The sequence below is a fragment of the Pseudomonas muyukensis genome, assembly GCF_019139535.1.
Taxonomy (GTDB): domain Bacteria; phylum Pseudomonadota; class Gammaproteobacteria; order Pseudomonadales; family Pseudomonadaceae; genus Aquipseudomonas; species Aquipseudomonas muyukensis.
Map to the genome: position 1 here is coordinate 5,143,859 of NZ_CP077073.1, position 15,880 is coordinate 5,159,738.

Annotated in this window: 15 protein-coding genes; 6 read left to right on the forward strand and 9 right to left on the reverse strand. The window is 65.9% G+C overall.

The features are described 5' to 3' along the window. Window positions 1–41 precede the first annotated feature (41 nt). From KSS95_RS22840 to KSS95_RS22860, 5 genes are all read left to right on the forward strand, one after another. Window positions 42–1,535 (forward strand): RNA polymerase factor sigma-54, encoded by a 1,494-nt coding sequence (locus KSS95_RS22840; protein WP_217849924.1) that lies wholly within the window; start codon window positions 42–44, stop codon window positions 1,533–1,535. Between the two features lie 78 nt (window positions 1,536–1,613). Beyond that, window positions 1,614–1,922, forward strand: a complete 309-nt coding sequence (hpf, locus tag KSS95_RS22845) for a ribosome hibernation-promoting factor, HPF/YfiA family (RefSeq protein ID WP_011532415.1) — start codon at window positions 1,614–1,616, stop codon at window positions 1,920–1,922. A gap of 12 nt (window positions 1,923–1,934) precedes the next feature. After that, window positions 1,935–2,399 (forward strand): PTS IIA-like nitrogen regulatory protein PtsN, encoded by a 465-nt coding sequence (gene ptsN, locus KSS95_RS22850; protein WP_134693900.1) that lies wholly within the window; start codon window positions 1,935–1,937, stop codon window positions 2,397–2,399. A gap of 2 nt (window positions 2,400–2,401) precedes the next feature. Beyond that, window positions 2,402–3,256, forward strand: a complete 855-nt coding sequence (gene rapZ, locus KSS95_RS22855; protein WP_217849926.1) for an RNase adapter RapZ — start codon at window positions 2,402–2,404, stop codon at window positions 3,254–3,256. Between the two features lie 22 nt (window positions 3,257–3,278). After that, window positions 3,279–3,551, forward strand: a complete 273-nt coding sequence (locus KSS95_RS22860; protein WP_217849928.1) for an HPr family phosphocarrier protein — start codon at window positions 3,279–3,281, stop codon at window positions 3,549–3,551. Between the two features lie 148 nt (window positions 3,552–3,699). Here the strand turns inward: KSS95_RS22860 and KSS95_RS22865 are convergent, their stop codons facing one another. The 6 genes from KSS95_RS22865 to pmbA form a co-directional block, all read right to left on the reverse strand. Further along, window positions 3,700–4,593 carry a ZIP family metal transporter gene (locus KSS95_RS22865; RefSeq protein ID WP_217854067.1) on the reverse strand — a complete coding sequence of 298 codons (894 nt, stop codon included), beginning with the start codon at window positions 4,591–4,593 and terminating at the stop codon, window positions 3,700–3,702. A gap of 11 nt (window positions 4,594–4,604) precedes the next feature. Next, the gene (locus KSS95_RS22870; RefSeq protein WP_217849929.1) at window positions 4,605–5,216 is read right to left on the reverse strand and encodes a superoxide dismutase; all 612 of its coding nucleotides are present in this window, start codon (window positions 5,214–5,216) and stop codon (window positions 4,605–4,607) included. A gap of 1 nt (window position 5,217) precedes the next feature. Then, window positions 5,218–5,679: a DUF2753 family protein gene (locus tag KSS95_RS22875; protein WP_217849931.1), complete on the reverse strand. Its 462-nt coding sequence runs from the start codon at window positions 5,677–5,679 to the stop codon at window positions 5,218–5,220. Between the two features lie 25 nt (window positions 5,680–5,704). Further along, window positions 5,705–7,081 carry a class II fumarate hydratase FumC gene (fumC, locus tag KSS95_RS22880; RefSeq protein ID WP_217849933.1) on the reverse strand — a complete coding sequence of 459 codons (1,377 nt, stop codon included), beginning with the start codon at window positions 7,079–7,081 and terminating at the stop codon, window positions 5,705–5,707. Further along, window positions 7,074–7,475 carry a FagA protein gene (locus KSS95_RS22885; RefSeq protein WP_217849934.1) on the reverse strand — a complete coding sequence of 134 codons (402 nt, stop codon included), beginning with the start codon at window positions 7,473–7,475 and terminating at the stop codon, window positions 7,074–7,076. Before KSS95_RS22885 ends, fumC begins: the two co-directional genes overlap by 8 nt. Before the next feature lie 151 nt (window positions 7,476–7,626). Then, on the reverse strand, window positions 7,627–8,973 hold the full coding sequence (pmbA, locus tag KSS95_RS22890; protein WP_217849936.1) for a metalloprotease PmbA: 1,347 nt from the start codon (window positions 8,971–8,973) through the stop codon (window positions 7,627–7,629). A 109-nt stretch (window positions 8,974–9,082) separates the two neighbouring features. Between pmbA and yjgA the strand changes: the two genes are divergently transcribed. Further along, window positions 9,083–9,604 (forward strand): ribosome biogenesis factor YjgA, encoded by a 522-nt coding sequence (yjgA, locus tag KSS95_RS22895; RefSeq protein ID WP_217849938.1) that lies wholly within the window; start codon window positions 9,083–9,085, stop codon window positions 9,602–9,604. Between the two features lie 107 nt (window positions 9,605–9,711). Here the strand turns inward: yjgA and tldD are convergent, their stop codons facing one another. Genes tldD through KSS95_RS22910 form a run of 3 tightly spaced genes read right to left on the reverse strand, consistent with a single transcriptional unit; the run spans window position 9,712 to window position 15,834 of the window. Next, complete coding sequence (gene tldD / locus KSS95_RS22900) at window positions 9,712–11,151, reverse strand: metalloprotease TldD (RefSeq protein WP_217849940.1); 1,440 nt, start codon at window positions 11,149–11,151, stop codon at window positions 9,712–9,714. Window positions 11,152–11,153: 2 nt separating this feature from the next. Next, on the reverse strand, window positions 11,154–12,005 hold the full coding sequence (locus KSS95_RS22905; RefSeq protein ID WP_217849946.1) for a carbon-nitrogen hydrolase family protein: 852 nt from the start codon (window positions 12,003–12,005) through the stop codon (window positions 11,154–11,156). A gap of 13 nt (window positions 12,006–12,018) precedes the next feature. After that, the gene (locus KSS95_RS22910) at window positions 12,019–15,834 is read right to left on the reverse strand and encodes a YhdP family protein (protein ID WP_217849948.1); all 3,816 of its coding nucleotides are present in this window, start codon (window positions 15,832–15,834) and stop codon (window positions 12,019–12,021) included. Window positions 15,835–15,880: the final 46 nt, after the last annotated feature.

The following is a 15,880-nucleotide window of genomic DNA, read 5'->3' on the forward strand; positions in this document are numbered from 1 at the left end:
TGGCGCATGCGCGCCGGCGAACAAGGTATTAAGCCCCTGCCATGAAACCATCGCTCGTCCTAAAAATGGGCCAGCAACTGACGATGACCCCGCAGTTGCAACAGGCCATCCGTCTGCTCCAGCTCTCCACCCTGGACCTCCAGCAGGAAATCCAGGAAGCGCTGGAATCCAACCCGATGCTCGAACGTCAGGAAGACGGCGACGATTTCGACAACAGCGACCCAATGGCGGACAACGCCGAAAGCAAGCCGGCCGCCGAAGTCCAGGACAACAGCTTCCAGGAGCCGACCACCAGCGCCGAAACCCTGGAAGACGGCGAGTGGGCCGAGCGCATTCCCAACGAACTGCCCGTCGACACCGCCTGGGAAGACATCTACCAGACCAGCGCCAGCAGCCTGCCCAGCAACGATGACGACGAGTGGGACTTCACCACCCGCACCTCGGTGGGCGAGAGCCTGCAGAGCCACCTGCTCTGGCAGCTCAACCTGGCGCCGATGTCCGACACCGACCGCCTGATCGCGGTGACCCTGATCGACAGCATCAACGAACAGGGCTACCTGGAAGACACCCTCGAGGAAATCTGCGCAGGTTTCGACCCCGAGCTCGACATCGAGCTGGATGAGGTCGAAGCGGTGCTGCACCGCATCCAGCAATTCGAACCTGCCGGCATCGGCGCCCGCTCGCTGGGTGAATGCCTGTTGCTGCAACTGCGCCAACTGCCGGCCTCGACGCCGTGGATGAGCGAGGCGCAGCGCCTGGTCAGCGATTTCATCGACCTGCTCGGCAGCCGCGACTACAGCCAGTTGATGCGGCGCATGAAGCTCAAGGAAGACGAGCTGCGCCAGGTCATCGAGCTGGTACAGACCCTGAACCCGCGCCCGGGCTCGCAGATCGAGTCCAGCGAGCCGGAGTACGTGGTGCCGGACGTGATCGTGCGCAAGGACAGCGAGCGCTGGCTGGTCGAGCTCAACCAGGAAGCGGTGCCGCGCCTGCGCGTCAACCCGCAATACGCCGGGTTCGTCCGCCGCGCCGACACCAGCGCCGACAACACCTTCATGCGCAACCAGTTGCAGGAAGCGCGCTGGTTCATCAAGAGCCTGCAAAGCCGCAACGAGACGCTGATGAAGGTGGCCACGCAGATCGTCGAGCACCAGCGCGGTTTCCTCGACCACGGCGACGAGGCCATGAAGCCGCTGGTGCTGCACGACATCGCCGAGGCGGTAGGCATGCACGAGTCGACCATCTCGCGGGTGACCACGCAGAAATACATGCACACGCCACGCGGCATCTACGAACTGAAATACTTTTTCTCGAGCCACGTCAGCACCGCCGAAGGCGGCGAATGCTCGTCCACGGCGATCCGCGCGATCATCAAGAAACTGGTGGCGGCGGAAAATCAGAAAAAGCCATTGAGTGACAGCAAGATCGCTGGTTTACTGGAGGCACAAGGCATCCAGGTAGCCCGTCGCACCGTCGCCAAGTACCGCGAGTCGCTGGGGATCGCCCCTTCGAGCGAGCGCAAGCGACTGATGTAGCCCCGGGATGTGCCACAGCGTTTCAGCGGCAGGTGCAAGACCTGCCTCTTTATGCACGGGCAACAAAGGAGAAGCTGTATGCAAGTCAACATCAGTGGACAGCATGTAGAAGTCACCCAACCACTGCGCGATTACGTGCTCGAGAAGCTCGCCCGCGTGGAGGGCCATTTCGACAAGATCACCAATGCAACGGTGATCATGAAAGTCGAAAAGCTGCAGCAGAAGGTTGAAGCCACACTCCAGATTCCCGGTGGCGAAGTGGTCGCCAACGCCGAACACCAAGACATGTATGCCGCGATCGACGCCCTGGCTGACAAGCTCGACCGCCAACTGAAAAAACACAAGGAAAAACAGCAAAGCCTGCTGCAAGGTGCAGCCGCCCGCTGATCCCCCTCATCCATGATCCGACTTGAAACCATCCTGACCCCCGGCCGTTCCCTGGTGAACGTGCCGGGCGGCAGTAAAAAGCGCGCCCTGGAAAAGGTCGCCACCCTGATCGCCGAGCAAGTGCCCGAGTTGGAGATGCAAGACGTCTTCGACAAGCTCATCGCTCGCGAAAAGCTGGGCTCCACCGGTTTTGGCAATGGCATCGCCATTCCCCATTGCCGGCTTGTGGGCTGCACCGCGCCAGTGAGCGCCTTGCTGCACCTGGACGCCCCCATCGATTACGACGCCATCGACGGAGCCCCGGTCGACCTGCTGTTCGTGCTGCTGGTCCCGGAAGCTGCCACCGATGCCCACCTTGAACTGCTGCGCCAGATCGCCAGCATGCTCGATCGCAAGGAGGTTCGCGATCGCCTGCGTGCCGCCGACAGCAGCGAGGCCCTGTTCCAGGTCGTCCTGGACGTACAGAACGAGCACTGACCATGCGCCTGATCATCGTCAGCGGCCGCTCCGGCTCCGGCAAGAGCACCGCCCTCGACGTACTGGAAGACAACGGCTACTACTGCATCGACAACCTGCCGGCGGGCCTGTTGCCGCAGTTGGCGGAAAACGCGCTGATCAACACCGAGCTGCTGCAGCCCAAGGTGGCCGTTTCCATCGACGCGCGCAACCTGCCCAGCCACCTGTCACGCTTCCCGGACCTGCTCCAGGAGGCGCGCGCGCGGCACATCCAGTGTGACGTGTTGTACCTGGACGCCGACGAGGACACCCTGCTCAAGCGCTTCTCGGAAACTCGCCGCCGTCACCCGCTGACCAACGACAGCCGTTCGCTGGCCGAGGCCATTCGCGTCGAAAGCGAGCTGCTGGGGCCAATCGCCGACCTGGCCGACCTCAAGATCGATACCACCAACCTGAACCTGTACCAGCTGCGTGACTCGGTCAAGCTGCGCCTGCTCAACCAACCGGAGCCGGGAACCGCATTCCTGGTCGAGTCGTTTGGCTTCAAGCGCGGCATGCCGGTGGATGCCGACGTGGTGTTCGACGTGCGCTGCCTGCCCAACCCCTACTGGAAGCCGGAACTTCGCGAGCATTCCGGCCTCGAACAGCCGGTGATCGACTACCTGTCCGCCCAGCCGGATGTCGAGGAGATGTTCCAGGACATCTCCAGCTACCTGCTCAAGTGGCTGCCGCGCTTCGCCGCCAGCAACCGCGCCTATGTCACCGTGGCCATTGGCTGCACCGGCGGCCATCACCGCTCGGTGTACATCACCGAGCGGCTCGGCCAGTTGCTCCAGCAATCCCTGAAAAATGTCCAGGTCCGCCATCGCGACCTCTAGCCCACAGGATATCCGCCCCACGATGCCCGCCCGCGAAATCACCATCATCAACAAGCTGGGCCTGCACGCCCGTGCGGCTGCCAAGTTCGTCGGCGTGGCCGGGCGCTTTCCTTGCCAGGTACGGGTGGGTCGCGCGCCAGACAAGCTGGTGGATGGCAAGAGCATCATGGCAGTGATGATGCTGGCCGCCGGCAAGGGCACCCCGGTACACCTGCACACCGAAGGCGAGCAGGACGCTGAAGCCATGGAGGCGCTGGTCGCGCTGATCGAGAACTTCTTCGACGAAGGCGAGTGACTGATACAACGCGGCCCCTGTAGGAGCGGCCTGGTGTCGCGAAAGGGCCGCAGAGCGGCCCCAGCAATAGTGGTTTGATGCATAAATCGCGGGGGCGCTTCGCCCCTTTCGCGACACAAGGCCGCTCCTACAGGGGGCAGTGCCAGGCTCAGGACATCGCCGTGTCCATCACCATCATCAGGCAGAACCCGACACACAGCCCCAGGCTCGCCAAACGGTGGTGGCCGTTGCTGCGTGACTCGGGGATGATCTCCTGGGTCACCACCAGCAGCATCGCCCCCGCCGCGCAGGCCAGGCCCAGCGGCAGCAGCAACTCGGCAATGTTCACCAACCAGGCACAGATCACCGCCGCCAAAGGTTCGACCAGGCCGGACGCCGCCCCGATCAGAAATGCCTTGAACCGCGGCATGCCCGCCCCGGCCAGCACCAACGCGATCACCAGCCCTTCCGGCACATCCTGCAGGGCAATGCCCATGGCCAGGCTGTCGGCATCGGGCATGCCGCCCCCGGCGGATACGCCGATGGCCATGCCCTCGGGGATGTTGTGGGCGATGATGGCAATGACGAACAGCCAGATCCGCGCCGCGATCACCGGCTGCTGCGCGGTACCGACCAGCGCCTCGGGCGAGGCCCCGGACACTTTCAGGTCGATCAGGAACAGGCACAGCGCGCCGAACAGCAGGCCGCTGCTGATCAGCCCACCGGCGCCCCAAGGGCTGAAACCGATGGCCTGGGCGGCATCCAGCCCGGGGATGATCAGGGAAAACGCCGTGGCCGCCAGCATCACCCCGGCGCCAAAGCCGAGCAAGGTGTCGGCCACGGCCACCGGCATGTTGCGGATCACCAGCACCGGTACCGCACCCAGGGCCGTCCCCAGCGCGCACAGCGCGCCCCCTTCGAGGGCGCGCAACATGCGCGGCTCCAGGTCTAGCCAGGCGATGCCGCGGGCCACCAGCAACGCGGTGCCGACCAGCAACAGCAAGGTCCCCAGCGCCAGACGAAACAGGCGCACACTGCTGACAGACATCACCTCGGTACGCATACCGGCCTGGCTCACTTCAAGGCTTCAAGGTAGCGGCGTTCCACTTCGGCCCAATCGACCACGTTGTAGAAGGCGCCGATGTATTCCGGACGACGGTTCTGGTACTTCAGGTAGTAGGCATGCTCCCAGACGTCCAGGCCGAGGATCGGTGTGTTGCCGTGCATCAGCGGGCTGTCCTGGTTGCCGCTGCTCTCCACCACCAGCTGCTTGTCCGCGGTGACGCTGAGCCAGGCCCAGCCGCTGCCGAAGCGGGTCAACGCAGCTTTGGTGAAGGCCTCCTTGAAGGCTTCGAAACCGCCGAGCTGGGCATCGATGGCCTGGGCCACCTGCCCTGCGGGCTGGCCGCCGCCCTTGGGCGACATGACGGTCCAGAACAGGCTGTGATTGGCATGGCCGCCCCCCTGGTTGATCACCGCCCCTTGCAGCTTCTCGGGCAGCTGCTTGACCGCGCCGACCAGCCGTTCCACCGGCCATTCGGCCCACTCGGTGCCCTCGATGGCGGCGTTCAGGTTGTTGATGTAGGTCTGGTGGTGCTTGCTGTGGTGGATCTCCATGGTCTGGGTATCGATGTGCGGCTCCAGTGCAGCGTAGGCGTAAGGCAATGCAGGCAAGGTATGGGGCATGTCAGTGGATTCCGTAGGCAGGTGTGCGATGAGCGATATCCGTGTGCGCGACCAGCTCGCTGGCCACCGCCGCCTGGCGATTGAGCAGGCGTTCGGTGCGCGGGTACTGGCCGTATTCGGCAATGAAACTCAGCAACTCGGTGTAGGTCCGTGCGCTATGGCGCAAGGCGGCCTCACGCAGCGCCTGGGGCAGGCGCTGCGCCTGGCTGGCCTGGAGCAGCCGCTGGTGGGCGGCGCACAGGTAATCGGCGCTTTCCTGGGGCTGGTTCAGGCGCAGGTGCAGGTCGGCCAGGTTGTGGTGGGCGATGACCAGCGCGGCCACCGCCTCGTCGGCGTCATGCCAGCGCTCGAACAGCACCTGGGCCAAGGCCAGCGCTTGCAGGTAATGCTCCCGGGCGTCGACCAGCTCGCCCTGTTCGAACAGGCGATTGGCGGTTTGCGTGGTGCGTCTCCAGTGCTGCATGACGTGCCTCCTGGGCGGCCCTGGCTCAGATGCCGCCGGCGGTGAGTTTTTCCGGGTCCAGCAACGCCTCGAGCTGGTCACGCGACAGGTCGGTGTGCTCCAGCGCCACGTCGATGATCGGTCGACCCTGCTGGTAGGCGGTCTTGGCGATCTCGGCGGCCTTGAGGTAGCCAATGATCGGGTTGAGCGCGGTGACCAGGATCGGGTTACGCGACAACGCCTCCTTGAGCTTGCCCTCGTTGACCTTGAAGCTGGCGATGGCCTTGTCGGCCAACAGGCGGCTGACGTTGGCCATCAGCTCGATGCTCTCCAGCAGGTTGCGGGCGATCACCGGCAGCATCACGTTCAGCTCAAAGTTGCCCGACTGGCCGGCGACGGCGATGGTGGCGTCATTGCCGATCACCTGGGCGGCGACCATGGCGGTGGCCTCCGGGATCACCGGGTTGACCTTGCCCGGCATGATCGACGACCCCGGCTGCAGGCCTTGCAGCTCGATCTCGCCAAGGCCGGCGAGCGGGCCGGAATTCATCCAGCGCAAGTCGTTGGCGATCTTCATCAGCGCCACGGCGGTAGTCTTGAGCTGGCCGGACAAGGCCACCGCGGTGTCCTGGGAGCCGATCAGGGCGAACAGGTTATCGCCCGGGGTGAACGCGACACCGGTCAGCCCGCTGAGTTGGCGGGCGAAGCCGGCAGCGAACTGCGGGTGGGCGTTGATCCCGGTGCCTACCGCGGTGCCGCCCTGGGCCAGTGCCTGCAAGCTCGGCAGGGTCGCTTCGAGGTGCGCCTGGGCGCCCTTGATCTGTGCCGCCCAGCCGCCGAGCACCTGGCTCATGCGCACCGGCATGGCGTCCATCAGGTGGGTGCGGCCGGTCTTGACGTATTTGTGCACCTCGACGGCCTTGGCCTCGATCACCTGGTTCAGGTGGCCCAGGGCTGGCAACAACTGCTCGTGCAGGGCCAGCGCGGCGCTGACGTGGATGGTGGTGGGGATGATGTCGTTGCTGCTCTGGCCGCAATTGACATGGTCATTGGCGTTGACCGGCTCGCCCAGCACCCGGCTGGCCAGGGTGGCGATCACCTCGTTGGCGTTCATGTTCGAGCTGGTGCCGGAGCCGGTCTGGAACACATCCACCGGGAAGTGCTGGATGAAGTCGCCGGCCAGCAGTTGCTCCACCGCCTTGACGATGGCCTCGCCCTGCCCCGCGCTCAGTTGCGAAAGCTCGATGTTGGCCTTGGCCGCCGCGGCCTTGGCCAGCAGCAACGCGCGGATGAACTGGGCCGGCATCGGCTGGCCGCTGACCGGGAAGTTGTCGACCGCGCGCTGGGTCTGGGCGCCGTACAGGGCCTGGGCCGGCACCTGCAGTTCACCCATGCTGTCGCGCTCGATACGGGTATCACTCATCTTCAAGTCCTTGCATCAGTTCTTCGGGAGTAATCGACGGCAGCAGCACGCAATTGGCGAGCTGCATCGCATAGGGTTGCCAGCGCTGGTTGTGCTCGCAGCGGTCGAGGTTGCGCAGGTCGAGCAACGGACGCCAGGCCTGGTCCAGGCACAGGCAGCGCCAGTGCCAAGGCAACATGCGGTCGTTGGCAGTATCCAGCAGCAGGCGCAGGGCGGTCAGGGCGACTGTCCAGGGCGAGGTTTCGGTGCAGCACACCAGGTAGCGCCCCTCGGCCAGGTAATGGTCGATCAGGCGCGGCTCGTCAGGTTCGAGCGCGCAACGGATACGCCGGCTGAGCCAGCGCCAGTTTTCCAGGTAGGGCAGTTCGTGGAGGACAGGTTTCATGAACATCATCGCCGGGTGACTGGATAATGATATTCATTATTAATTGATAATTAGAATCAGTTCAAGACAGACGAAAGGCAAATAAAACCCGGCGCGATGGCCGGGTCCTTTGCCAGGCATGAGCGGGGCCGCTCCCAGCCCCCTCTGCACAAGGCGTCAGTCAGCTGCCCGCCACCGTCATCCGCTCGATCAGCACCGAGCCGCTATGGATATTGCTGCGGGTCTCGATATCGCTGCCAATGGCGACGATCTGCTGGAACATGTCTTTCATGTTGCCGGCAATGGTCACTTCCTGCACGGCATGCTGGATCTCGCCATTCTCGACCCAGAAACCCGCCGCGCCACGGGAATAGTCGCCAGTGACCATGTTCAGGCCATGGCCCATCAACTCGGTGACCAGCAAGCCGCGGCCCATGCGCCGGATCAGGGCGGCCTGGTCTTCCACGCCATGGGTCACGTACAGGTTGTGCACGCCCCCGGCGTTGGCGGTGCTGGGCAACTGCAGCTTGCGCCCCGAGTAGGTCCCGAGGATGTAGGACACCAACTCGCCCTTGTCGACGAACGGCTTGGCATAGGTCGCCAGGCCATCGCCATCGAACGCCGAGCTGCCCAGTGCACGCGGAATGTGCGGGCGCTCGTCGAGGGTCAGCCAGGTGGGGAACAGGCGCTGGCCGATAGTGCCTTCGAGGAACGATGACTTGCGGTACAGGTTGCCCCCGGAAATGGCCGAAAGGAAGCTGCCGAACAACCCGCCCGCCAGCTCCGCCGAGAACAGCACCGGCACCTCGCAGGTCGGCACCGGGCGCGCGCCCAGGCGGCTGGCGGCACGCTGCGCGGCGCGCTGGCCGATGCTGCGCGGGTCGGCCAGCAAGTTGCCCTGGCGGTTGACGTCGTACCAGTAGTCGCGCTGCATCTGCCCGTCGCCTTCGGCGATCATCACGCAGCTCAGGCTGTGCCGGGTTGAGGCGTAGCCACCGATGAAGCCGTGGCTATTGCCATACACCCGCACGCCCTGGTGGGTGTTGAGGGTGGTGCCATCGGCATTGAGGATACGTGGGTCGGCGTCGAAGGCGGCAGCCTCGCAGGTCAGCGCCATCTCGATGGCCTGCTCCGGCTCGATATCCCAGTCGTGGTACAGGTCCAGGTCAGGGATTTCGCGGGCCATCAGCGCCGCGTCGGCAAGGCCGGAGCACTCGTCCTCGGAGGTATGCCTGGCAATCGCCAGGGCCGCGGCGACGGTTTCTCGAATGGCATCAGGGCCGCTCGCCGAGGTGCTGGCCGAGCCTTTGCGCTGGCCAACGTAGAGGGTGATGCCGAAGCCCTGATCGCGATTGAACTCGACCGTCTCGACTTCACGCTGGCGCACCGTGGTGGACAGGCCCTGCTCCAGCGACACCGCCACTTCGCAGGCGCTGGCGCCCTGGCGGCGCGCCTCGGCGACGATCGCCTCGACCTGTTCCTGCAACGCCGGCAGGTCCTTGGGGCCTACGCTCTGGACTGCACTCATGGTTCTCTCCACTGAAAATTCTGCGTACGGCTTGGGTCATTCTACGACCGGGCCGGACAAGTGGCCCCCGACTGGTTATCATGGCGGCGATTTCCTGCGGACTGCCCCCATGGTTGATTCTTACGACGACGCCTTCGATGGCGAAAAAAGCAAAACCCAGATCAAGCGCGAGCTGCATGCGCTGGTCGAACTCGGCGAGCGCCTGACCACGCTCAAGGCCGATACCCTGGCGCGCCTGCCGCTGACCGACGAACTGCGCAAGGCCCTGGACGAAGCCAGCAAGCACACCGCTCATGGCGCCCGCAAACGCCACATGTCGTTCGTCGGCAAGCTGATGCGCGTGCAGGACCTGGACGCCATCCATGCCATGCTCGAGCAGGTCGACAGTTCCACCCGCCAGTACAACGAACGCTTCCACGGCCTCGAGCGCTGGCGCGACCGCCTGATCGACGGCAACGACGAGGACCTCGAGCGCTTCGTCAACGAGTACCCCGACACCGATCGCCAGCACCTGCGCTCGCTGATCCGTCATGCCCAGCACGAAAAGGCGCGGAACAAGCCGCCTGCCGCTGCGCGCAAGGTGTTCAAGTACATCCGCGACCTCGACGAGCTCCAGCGCGGCCTGCGTTGAGGCCATCGCGGGGCAGGTCGCAGCGGCGTACCGCCGCTCCCACGCAGCCTTCGCAGGCATCTGTGGGAGCGGCGGCGCAGCGATCGGACCTGCCCCGCGATCATTGATCAAGCCCCGGTACCGCCGACGGTGATCGCATCCAGCTTCAGGGTCGGCTGGCCAACGCCTACCGGCACCGATTGCCCATCCTTCCCACACGTACCCACGCCGCTGTCCAGCGCCAGGTCGTTGCCGACCATCGACACCCGGCTCATCGCTTCCGGCCCGTTACCGATCAGGGTCGCGCCCTTGACCGGCGCGGTAATCTTGCCGTCCTCGATCAGGTAGGCCTCGCTGGTGGAAAACACGAACTTGCCGCTGGTGATATCCACCTGGCCACCACCGAGGTTGGCGCAGTAGATACCCTTCTTCACCGACCGGATGATTTCCTCCGGGTCGCTGTCGCCGGCGCGCATGTAGGTGTTGGTCATGCGCGGCATCGGCAGGTGCGCGTAGGACTCGCGGCGGCCGTTGCCGGTTACCGCCATGCCCATCAGGCGGGCGTTGAGCTTGTCTTGCATGTAGCCCTTGAGGATGCCGTTCTCGATCAGCGTGGTGCACTCGGTCGGCGTGCCTTCGTCGTCGACACTCAGCGAGCCACGGCGTCCTTCGAGCGTGCCGTCATCGACGATGGTGCACAGGCTCGAGGCGACTTTTTCGCCGATCCTGCCACTGAACGCCGAGCTGCCCTTGCGGTTGAAGTCGCCTTCCAGGCCATGCCCCACGGCCTCGTGCAACAGCACACCGGACCAGCCCGAGCCAAGCACCACCGGCAGCGTGCCGGCCGGGGCCGGGATCGCCTCGAGGTTGACCAGCGCCTGGCGCAACGCCTCGCGGGCATAGCCCATCACCCGTTCCTCGGTGAAGTAGCGGTAGTCGGTACGCCCGCCGCCGCCCTGCCCGCCGCGCTCGCGACGGCCGTTGTGCTCGACGATCACACTGACGTTGAAGCGCACCAGCGGGCGCACATCGGCGGCCAGGCTGCCGTCGGCAGCGGCCACCAGGATGCGCTCCCAGACACCGGCCATGCTCACGCTGACCTGCTGGATACGCGGATCGAGGGCGCGGGTGGCAACGTCGACCCGCTTGAGCAGCTCGACTTTCTCGGCACGGCTGAGCACATCCAGCGGGTTGTCCTGGCCGTACAGCGCGGTCACCGCCTGGCTGCGGAAGGCCTGGACCGTGCCGTGCTGCCCGGCGCGGGAGATCGAGCGGGCGGCACGCGCCGCCGAGGTCAGGGCTTCGAGGTTGATCGCATTGCTATAGGCGAAACCGGTTTTCTCGCCGGACTGGGCACGCACGCCCACGCCCTGGTCGAGGTTGAAACTGCCCTCTTTGACGATGCCGTCTTCAAGCGCCCAGGTTTCCGAGACCTGGCCCTGGAAGTACAGGTCGGCGGCGTCGATGCCGGGCCCGGCCAGATCGCCCAGCACCGTCTGCAGGCTGTCTAGGGTCAAACCGCCGGGGGCCAGGAGCTGCTCGCTGACGGTGGAAAGAATCTCGCTCATAGTCACTCCGAGGTATGCGCAGGCCGCAATGCGTCCTGCGAGAAAAAGCGCCGGTGGGTCAGCACCGGCATGCGCGCCCGGATGGACGCTTGTTCTTCAGGGTCGCGGGTGGCGAGCAATACTGCTTCGCCCCGCGCCTGTTGCGCGACGATCCGCCCCCAGGGGTCGATGATCGCCGCTTGGCCATGGGTTTCCCGTGGCCCTGGATGCACGCCGCCCTGGGCCGCCGCCAGCAGGTAGCACTGGGTCTCGATGGCCCGTGCGCGAATCAGCACTTCCCAGTGCGCCGCCCCGGTCACCGCGGTGAACGCCGCCGGGGCGCTGATCAACTCGGCCCCGGCGGCGCGCAAGGCGCTGTACAGCTCGGGGAAGCGCAGGTCGTAGCACACCGACAGGCCCAGGCGGCCGACCGGCGTGTCGGCCACCACCACCTGGCTGCCGTGGGCATAGTCATCGGATTCCCGGTAACGCCCGCGGTTGTCGGCCACGTCCACGTCGAACAGGTGCAGCTTGTCGTAGCGCGCGGCAATCTCGCCGTGTTCGTCGACCAGCAGCGAGCAGGCATGCGCCTTGGCCTCTGGCTGGCCGACCGGTGGTAGCGGCAAGGTACCGGCGACAATCCATAACCTGAGGTCACGGGCGGTGCGTTTCAACCACGGCAGGATCGGCCCCTCGCCCAAGGCCTCGGCGCGGCCAATGGCGGCTGCGTCGCGCCGGCCCATGGCGGCGAAGTTTTCCGGCAGCACCGCCAGCCGTGCGCCGCCGGCTGCGGCCCGCTCCAGCAGCGCCGTGGCGCGTTGCAGGTTGGCCAGGACATCGTCCTGGCTGACCATCTGGATCACAGCTGACGTCATGACCACCCCGGGCTTATTTGTCGAAAGGTTTCACAAAAGTGATTTTAGGCTCTTTGACCGGACCTTCGACGCGATAGTGCACGCTGGCGAAGCGCGCCACCCGGTCGCCGATCAGCCGATCGACCAGGAACAGCGCGCCGCCGACCGCCGGCGCACCGATGATCAGCGCCGCCAGCGGCAGGTTGTTGGTGACCGGCAGGGTGACCAGCAGCTTGGCATCGACCCGGTCACGGACGAAGTCCATGGTGCCGTCGAGCTCGAAGTTGCTCGACGGACCGGTGACGGTGATCGGCTCACGGGTCACGTACACGCCTTCGCTGGCCACCAGCAACCCCTTGACCCGGTCATAGGCCAGGCCCTTGCTGAACAGGTCGGAGAAGTCCAGGCGCAGGCGCCGGCCAATGGAGTTGAAGTTGAGCAGGCCGAACACCCGCAGGGCCTGGGCACTGCCCTCGACTTCGACGAACTGGCCCGAACGCAGCGCCGCGTCGAGGCTGCCGGAGTAACGGTTGAGGCTGACCCAGGCTGGCGAACCCGGCCAGCGACCATCGACGTCCATGCGAAAGTCGCGGCTGGTGACCGTGGGCGCAAAGCCCCAGGCCTTGAGCACGTCAGCCAGGTTCTTGCCGTCGATGCGCCCCTTGTACCAGCTCGCGGTGCTGCCCGGGGTACCTTCCCAGCCGCCGCTGCCGTCGATGTGCAAGCCCTTGAGGTCGAGGTCGATATCGCTCATGGCCATGCCCTGCGCGGTCTGGCGCAGCTTCAGGCTGGCGCTGCCGAACAGGTCGTCGCCGCGGTACAGCTTGTCGATGGTCAGGTCCAACGGCGGCACCTTGCGCGGGTCGACACCGGCCAACGGGTCGGGACCGTGCTCGGCTTCGGCCTCGGCGGGGTCGGCCGGCGGCAGGCGCAAGGTCTGCAGGCGGATGCTCATCGGCGTCGTCCTGGCATCGGGGATCCGCGCGTTGCCGATGACTTCCTTGCTGTCCAGGCGCAGGTCCCAGGCCGGGCCGCCGCGGGCCAGGCGGATCACGCTCTGGTTGAGGTCCATGCCGAAGGCCTTCAACTGGCCGATGCTCAAATCGACGCCTTGCAGGATCTGCCGGGCATTACCGCCCGGGTCCTGGCCGCCAAGGCGCTCCAATTGTTGCTGCCACGGCGCCAAATCCAGCGCCTCGAGCCGGCCGCGCACGCGCAGGCCCTGCCCGGCGGGCAGGCTGGCATCCCCCGTGCCCAGCAACAGTTCGCCGCGGCCCTGGCCCAGCTTGTCGGCGGGGGCTGCGTAAGCAAAGCGGGCAAGGTCGCTGTAGCTGGCATCGACACGCCGCTCGGGGCCTTGCAAGGTCAGGCTGAAACGGCTGTCACGGGTTTCCCCGCTGGCCTTGCCGAACGGCGCCGGCAGGTCGATGGCCAGGCCCTTGAGCGAGGAATTGACGGTCAGGCGGTTGTCACGGCTGCCCAGCGTCACCTGCAGCTGGTAGGGCAGGTCGCCCGACACTGGCAGGGCCTGCTTGAACTGCAGCCAGTCGGTGAGCGCCTTGAGGCCGACCTGGCCTGTGGCATTGATGCGGGTCTGGATGTTGCCGCCCTGGCCCTCGGCGACGATCTGCGCGCTGACCGGCTTGCCGAAGGCGTTCAGGCTGATGTTCTTGCCACTCAGGCCCTTGTCGAAGTCGAAGCTGAAGTCGCCTGTCAGGCGGCTCAGCTCCAGGGTGGGCGGTGCCACCTTGAGCGTCGCGTCCTGGGTGGCGAAGTCCACCAGTACCTTAGGGCGCTGGCCGTGGGCCAGCGGGATGTCCAGCTTAACCTTGCCCTTGAGCGGGCCCTCGCCCTCCCAACCGGCGAAGATCTCGCCGGTACCTATGGGCGCTTGCTTGAGGATCTTCAAGCCATCGCCGAGGCTGCCGTCGAAATCGCCATCGAGGAACAGGTGGCTGTGCTGGTCGCCGTCGACATGGGGAATGTTGACGCTGACATCGCTGACCTGGGTGTCCAGCAACAGGCCGTGGTTGGCCTGGATGCGCACCCCGGTATCTTCGATATAGACGTTGCCATCGACCTGCTGCACCTGCGGCCAGCCTGGCTGGAAGTCCAGCGCGGCATCGTGCACCTTGAAGAACAGGCTGATGTCGCGGGCATGGGGCGGCGCGTTGTGGTGCAGCGACCCCTGGTACTGGAAGTACCCTTCGTCGACATTGCCCTTGACGATGGCGCTGCGCAGCCACTCGTCCAGCGCCGGGCTGAGCACCTCGGGCAGGTACTTGGCGGTGTAGCGCCCGTCGCCCTCGGTGAGGCCGACACGCAAGTCCATGTAGTCCTCGTGGCCCGGCTCCAGGTGGATGCGGATCAGGAAGTCGGCGGCGATCTTGCCCTCGTCGCCCAGCACCTTGATATAGGGGGCGACCAGGGTGAAGGCCTGCTTGTCCAGGGTCCAGGTCAGGCGCGCGTTGGCTTTCGGGTAGTGCCAGGGTTTGCCGAAGATCGGGTACAGGTGCAGCATGAACGCCTGAGTATCCAGGCGCAGCTCGCCATGGCCAAGGTCACCGCTGATGGCCCCAGTGACGTTACCGGCGGCCGGGGCGCCGTGGTAGGCATCGAAGCCGACCTTCTCCAGGTTGGCGGCAAACTGCACGCGCTGGTCGCCCTCGGCCTTGGGCCGGATGTCCAGGCGCACGTTGCGCAGGGCTCCAGTGACCTTGAGCGCGTCGACCACGGTCATGAGTTTTTCCGGCAGTGGCGCCAGGGCGTCGATCAGCGGCGTCAACGGGGTCAGGTCGAGGCGGTCGGCCTGCACCTGCCAGCTTTCCTCGGCCGGAGTCGCGCCCTCGCGCTGTGCCAGTTGCAGGTGGGATTCCCAGCGGGTCTTGCCAAGGCTCATGGCCAATGAATCGACGCTGACATCGAAGCCCTGGTCCTGGCGCTGGAACCAGGCCGAGACGGCCAAATTGTCCAGGGCGATAGCCTTGCGCCCGGTGTAGGCACCCTTTAGTTGCGGGGCATTCAGGCGCACCACGGCCTGCTGCAACTGGCCCTGGTTCCAGTCGACCCAGAACTCACCACCGGCACGCAAGGTGCTGGCCTGCCACTGACCCAGCAACTTCGGCGGCAGCCACCGCCCCCAGTCGCTCTGCGGCAGGCTCAGATAAGCTTGCAGGCGCCCGTCGCGCCAGGCCTTGGCGCTGGCGCGGCTGTTCAGGCTCAAGGCCAGTGGCTGGCCATCGGGCAAGGTGGCGCGCAGGTCGACACTCTGGCGCGAGGCCCCAGCCTGCAGGCCGAGGCTGACATAGGTGAGGGTGAGCGGGTCGCGCTGCCAGGGATGCAAGGTGACCTGGCTGTCGAACACGTCGATGCGGCCCAACTGGCGCAGGCGCTTGAGCGCCTCGGCCGGATCGAGGGGTTTGTCGTCCTGGCTCGGCAGGCCTTCGAGCGCCCAGGCGCCCTGCTGGTCCTCGCGCAAAATCAGCTGCAAGCCGCTGAGCTGCACACGCGCCAGGCGCACTTCGCGGGCCTTGAGGCTGGCCCACAGGTCCGGCACCAGCTTGACCTCGTCCAGGCGCAGCGCCGCGGCGCCCTCGCCCAGTTGCAGGTCGCGCACCCGCAGCACCGGCGCCAAGCCGCTCCAGCGGCCCTCCAGGGCACCGACGTGCACCGGCAGGCCCAGGGCCTGTTCGGCCTTGAGCTCGGCGTCGGCGCGGTATTCGGCGACCAGCGGCACCAGCTGTCGGCCGAGGCTGACATACAGCGCCACCAGCACCGCCAGCAGGGCGCAGATTCCCAACCCCCAGCGGGTCAAGGCGCCCAGAACGCGGGTCAGACGTTCCATGGCCATGGCCCTCCAAGTCGTCCCTTAACTATGGCCGGTGTATAGCGCTTTG